This is a genomic window from Arenimonas sp. (assembly GCF_035312645.1).
Taxonomy (GTDB): domain Bacteria; phylum Pseudomonadota; class Gammaproteobacteria; order Xanthomonadales; family Xanthomonadaceae; genus Arenimonas.
The window spans coordinates 1-4,638 of the sequence record NZ_DATGBO010000048.1 but is presented as its reverse complement, the minus strand read 5'-3'; the positions used below and the strand labels follow the sequence as shown (position 1 = coordinate 4,638).

4 protein-coding genes and 1 other RNA gene are annotated in these 4,638 nt (G+C 63.1%); all 5 read left to right on the top strand.

All coding sequences use genetic code 11. The annotated features are described in order from the left end of the window. The first annotated feature begins 225 nt into the window (after window positions 1–225). Window positions 226–582, top strand: an RNA gene (rnpB, locus tag VKM35_RS04275) — RNase P RNA component class A. Window positions 583–1,146: 564 nt separating this feature from the next. Next, the gene (gene mraZ / locus VKM35_RS04270) at window positions 1,147–1,593 is read left to right on the top strand and encodes a division/cell wall cluster transcriptional repressor MraZ (protein ID WP_324318707.1); all 447 of its coding nucleotides are present in this window, start codon (window positions 1,147–1,149) and stop codon (window positions 1,591–1,593) included. Between the two features lie 3 nt (window positions 1,594–1,596). Continuing rightward, window positions 1,597–2,595 carry a 16S rRNA (cytosine(1402)-N(4))-methyltransferase RsmH gene (gene rsmH / locus VKM35_RS04265; protein ID WP_324318705.1) on the top strand — a complete coding sequence of 333 codons (999 nt, stop codon included), beginning with the start codon at window positions 1,597–1,599 and terminating at the stop codon, window positions 2,593–2,595. Between the two features lie 2 nt (window positions 2,596–2,597). Then, a complete protein-coding gene (ftsL, locus tag VKM35_RS04260; RefSeq protein ID WP_324318709.1) occupies window positions 2,598–2,861 on the top strand; it encodes a cell division protein FtsL in 264 nt (87 codons plus the stop codon). Beyond that, a partial coding sequence (locus VKM35_RS04255; RefSeq protein ID WP_324318703.1) for a peptidoglycan D,D-transpeptidase FtsI family protein occupies window positions 2,858–4,638 on the top strand: 1,781 nt, incomplete at its 3' end. The genes ftsL and VKM35_RS04255, both read left to right, overlap by 4 nt.

The window sequence follows — 4,638 nt, the reverse complement described above, 5'->3', positions numbered from 1 at the left end:
TGACATCACGGGCGCACAGCGCTCTGACGAACTGCTGAACGTTTGGCGATACGGCTTTCCCTATGGCTCGTTGAGCGGGATCCGATGATTCGGTTCTGCAGGCGTGAGCACGACTGACAATTCCCGTGATGGAAGTCGCGTGGCATCTGAAGCGATCGCGGTGATGATCGCTCCTGGGAGATGCAGCCATCGATGGGAATTTTTCGTGCGACAATCCGCGCCGGCGGAGTCGGTCAAGACAACCGCGTCGCGACTTGATCGCGCCGAGGAAAGTCCGGGCTCCATAGAGCAGGGTGCCAGGTAACGCCTGGGCAGCGCGAGCTGACGGCCAGTGCAACAGAGAACAGACCGCCGAACGGCCCGCAAGGGTGCGTGGTAAGGGTGAAACGGTGGGGTAAGAGCCCACCGCGTGCGGGGCTAACGCCGCATGGCACGGTAAACCCCATCCGGAGCAAGGCCAAATAGGGGGACTATGGGTTGGCTCGACCCGTCCCCGGGTGCGCTGCTTGAGCCTTGCCGCGAGGCAGGGCCGAGAGGAATGGTTGTCCACGACAGAACCCGGCTTAACGACCGGCTCCGCCACTTTCTGTCTTTCCAGCACTCTTCCTGCACAACACAATCGAAATCCCGGATTCCGGGCGACCAGTGGTTGCCTGTGTCGTCGTATCTATGCGTCCGTGCAGAAACTTCTCGCGGCACCCGCGGCACTGCCGCCGACATCGTCGTGCCGGCGGTTTCGGGAGCGCGGATACCTGGAAAAGACCTCCGTTTGCTATGACGAGGTGGCTGCGATACGGAGATTTCCGGCAAATCTGGGTATGTCGCGAGCCGGCTCGCTACTACAGCAGTGATCGAGAACGCCCGACGCGCTTGACCCGCGCAGTCCGAGGTGTTCAAGCGTGCCGGCGTCTTCCGGGCCCGAGGTTTCTCCTGTTTCGGAGCAGGGCGATAAAAGACGCATGTCGCCACATCAAATCCATGCGAAACAACACTTCCCGAACGCTTCTTAAACAAGACTCTCAAGTTCGCTGCAAGGTCTTGATTCCTCTAGTGAATTTCCCTTGTTTTTATCCTTGACAGCCCTTGGGGTCAGGACTAACGTGGGCTTCCGAGGGAATTTCGGGTTTTTTGTGGGGTTTGGTGGGCATGTTTCAGGGCGAGACCGCGATCACGATCGATGACAAGGGCCGATTGGCGATTCCTACCGCCTATCGCGACCTTGTTGCGCGCGCCTGCGGCAACCGCCTGGTCATTACCTACAACCCCTACGAATCCGGCTGCCTATGGCTGTACCCGGAATCGGGCTGGGAAAAAGTCCGCGACCAGGTCAATGCCCTGCCGAACGCAAAAAAAGTGCACCGCAACCTGCAGCTGAAACTGGTCGGCGCCGCGACGGCGGTCGAGCCCGATGGCAGCGGTCGCATCCTGGTTCCGCCAAGCCATCGCAACGCCGCCGCGATCGAGAAGAAAGCGGTGCTGCTGGGCATGGGCAACAAATTCGAGTTGTGGAGCGAGCAAGCCCACCTCGCGCAGATCCGTCAGACGATTGCCGAAGACGAGATCAGCGACGACATGCTCGATCTGAGGCTGTAAGCGGTGACGGCCGGGACCTCTGTGGAGACGCAGACACCCAGCCATCTTCCGGTGATGTGGACGCAGGTGATGGATGCCCTGCGCGTGCTCAGGGATGGCAGGTATCTGGATGGCACATTCGGCCGCGGCGGTCACGCGCGCGGCGTGCTCGACCGGCTCGGGCCGGCAGGAAGGCTGTTGTTGATGGACAAGGACCCCGAAGCGATCGCCGCCGCTGCCGAACTGTTCGGTGACGATGCGCGCGTTGCCGTGCGCCGGGGTTCGTTCGCGGAATTGGCGAATTGGAGCGAAACCGCCGAGGGCCTGGATGGCGTGCTGTTTGACCTCGGCGTCTCTTCTCCGCAGCTCGATGTTGCCGAGCGCGGCTTCAGTTTTCGCAACGACGGCCCGCTGGACATGCGCATGGATCCCGAGGCTGGCGAAAGCGCCGCCGCCTGGCTGGCGCGCGCCGACGACCGCGAAATCGCCGACGTGTTGTGGATCTACGGCGAGGAAAAGCTCAGCCGTCGCATCGCCCGCACCATCGTCTCGCGTCGTGAGGAAGCCGCAATCACGCGCACCGCGCAACTGGCCGAGCTGATCGCCAGCGTGGTCGGCCGCGGCGACGGCAAGATCCATCCTGCGACGCGCAGCTTCCAGGCGATCCGCATCTTCATCAATCGCGAACTCGAGGACCTGGAAAAGGGCCTCGCTGCAGCGCATGCCTGCCTCAAGCCCGGCGGTCGCCTCGCGGTGATCAGCTTCCACTCGCTGGAAGATCGCATCGTCAAGCGCTTCATTCTTGCCCACGCAAAAGCGCCGGCAGGCAATCGCCGCTTCCCGGTCGAGCAGGAATTCACCGCCTCGCTGATCGATATCGCCGGCGCAACGCGTGCCGATTACGAGGAAATTTCGCGCAACCCGCGTTCGCGCAGCGCGGTGCTGCGCGTCGCCGAGAAGATAGCGCCGCACATGGATGTGCAAGTGCCGCGGGCGCAGGATGCGCAGGAGCGGCCCGCGTGAGCGTGCGCATCTTCATCCTCGTCGTGCTGATCGCCGCGGTGCTCGCCAGCGCGATCGCCATCGTCTATTCGCGCCAACAGCATCGCCAGGCCTATGTCGAACTGACCCGGCTCGAGCGCGGTCGCGACGAGCTCAATATCGAATTCAGCCGCCTGCAGCTCGAGCAGGCAACGTGGTCGGAAACCAATCGCATCGAGCAGGTCGCGACCGAGCGCCTCGGCATGTCCTTTCCGCAGGACAAGGACGTGGTGGTGCTGACGCCATGAAGACGCGCGCCCGCCCCTACAATCTCAATGTCCGCTTGAAAGTGCTGGCAGCGGTGCTCGGCTGCTGCGGTGTAGTGCTGGTCGGCCGCGCGGCGCAGATGCAGTTGTTCAACAAGGACTTCTACCAGCACGAAGGCGATGCCCGCTTCCTGCGCGAAGTGCCGATCGCGACCTCGCGCGGCATGATCATGGATCGCAACGGCGAGCCGCTGGCTGTATCGACGCCGGTGGAATCGGTCTGGGCCAATCCCAAGGAATTGCTGCAGCATCCCGAGCGTCTGCCGGAGCTCGCCAAGGCGCTGGGCATTCCGCAGGACATGCTGACGCAGCGCATCGCGCAGCGTTCGGACAAGGAGTTCGTGTTCCTGCGCCGGCACATCAATCCCGATGATGCCCAGGCGGTGGTCGCGCGCGGCATTCCCGGCGTGTATTCGCAGCGCGAGTTCCGGCGCTTTTATCCGCACGGCGAGGTGATGGCGCACGTGCTCGGCTTCACCAACATCGACGATCAGGGTCAGGAAGGCGTCGAGCTGGCGTTCAACGATTGGCTTACCGGAAAACCCGGCGCGCAGCGCGTTATCCGCGATCGTCGCGGCCGCATCGTCGAGAACGTCGACCTGGTCAAGGCCGCGCAGCCGGGCAAGGACATCACGCTGTCGATCGATCGCCGCATCCAGTACCTCGCGTATCGCGAACTGAAAGCCGCGCTGATCAGCAACGGCGCATCCAGCGGCTCGGTCGTCGTGCTCGACATCCCGACCGGCGAAATCCTCGCGATGGTCAACCAGCCGTCGTACAACCCGAACTCGCGCGATGCCGCCGAACCCGGCACGCATCGCAACCGTGCCGTTACCGATGTGATCGAGCCGGGCTCGACGATGAAATCGATGACGGTGATGGCAGCGCTTGAAAACGGTGTCGATCCGAACATCACCATCGACACCAACCCGGGCATCATCGAACTCGGCGGCTATCCGATCCGCGACACCACCAACCATGGCGTGGTGACGCTGACCGGGCTGTTGCAGAAATCCTCGAACATCGCCGCGGCGAAATTGTCGCTGGGTATGAGCGACGAACATTTCTACAACGTGCTGCACCGCTTCGGGTTCGGTCAGAGCACCGGCTCGGGCTTTCCCGGAGAGTCCTCCGGCGTGCTCGCGCCCGAAAGCGCCTGGAGCATGGTTTACAAGACGCGCGTCGCCTACGGCTACGGTGTTTCGGTGACGCCGCTGCAACTCGCGCAGGCGTATGCCGCGATGGCCAATGGCGGGCACCTGATGCCGCCGACTTTCATCAAGGGCGGCGCTGGCCAGGGCCGGCAGGTGATGGATCCGCGCATCGCCAAGCAGGTGCTGACCATGCTTGAGAGCGTGATCACGCCGCAGGGTTCGGCACCGAAAGCCGCGGTCACCGGTTACCACGTCGCCGGCAAGACCGGCACCTCGCGCATTTCCAGCGGCGGCGGCTATCTCAACAAGCACGTTTCGCTGTTCGCCGGCATCGTGCCGCTCGACCATCCGAAATTCGCCATGGTCGTGGTGATCAACAATCCCAGCGGCCATGATTACTACGGCGGACTGGTATCGGCGCCGGTCTTTCATAACGTTATGGATGGCGCGCTGCGCCTGATGGATGTGCCGCCGGATCACGTCGAGCAATGGCTGGTGAAAACGCCTGCCGCACCGGTGACTGCGCCGGTGCCCGAGCCTGAGCCGGAACCCGAGGATGTCGATCCGGATACCACGCCTGTCGCCGCGGCACCAATAGCCGCTGC